Raw genomic sequence first — 372 nt, 5'->3', positions numbered from 1 at the left:
TAAATCGGGAAGACAGGATTCGAACCTGCGACCCCTTGGTCCCAAACCAAGTGCTCTACCAAGCTGAGCTACTTCCCGATAAAATGCACCCTAGAGGAGTCGAACCTCTAACCGCCTGATTCGTAGTCAGGTACTCTATCCAGTTGAGCTAAGGGTGCTCATTATTATATTATGCCGAGGACCGGGATCGAACCGGTACGAAAGTTTCCTTTCGCAGGATTTTAAGTCCTGTGCGTCTGCCAGTTCCGCCACCCCGGCTCCTCAAGCGAACGACGGGATTCGAACCCGCGACCCCCACCTTGGCAAGGTGATGTTCTACCACTGAACTACGTTCGCATTTTATGCCGGCTACATGACTTGAACACGCGACCC

4 tRNA genes are annotated in these 372 nt (G+C 52.7%); all 4 read right to left on the bottom strand.

Annotated features, from left to right (window positions below):
* Positions 1-4: 4 nt before the first annotated feature.
* A tRNA-Pro gene (locus tag HMPREF2867_RS08945) sits at positions 5-78 on the bottom strand.
* A gap of 6 nt (positions 79-84) precedes the next feature.
* A tRNA-Arg gene (locus HMPREF2867_RS08940) sits at positions 85-158 on the bottom strand.
* 14 nt (positions 159-172) lie between these two features.
* Positions 173-258: transfer RNA gene (locus HMPREF2867_RS08935), tRNA-Leu, on the bottom strand.
* A gap of 6 nt (positions 259-264) precedes the next feature.
* Positions 265-336: transfer RNA gene (locus HMPREF2867_RS08930), tRNA-Gly, on the bottom strand.
* Between the last annotated feature and the right edge of the window lie 36 nt (positions 337-372).

It is taken from the genome of Streptococcus sp. HMSC064H09, from assembly GCF_001812625.1.
Lineage (GTDB): Bacteria > Bacillota > Bacilli > Lactobacillales > Streptococcaceae > Streptococcus.
The sequence above is the reverse complement of the archived record's forward strand: the minus strand, read 5'-3'. Positions and strand labels throughout refer to the sequence as shown.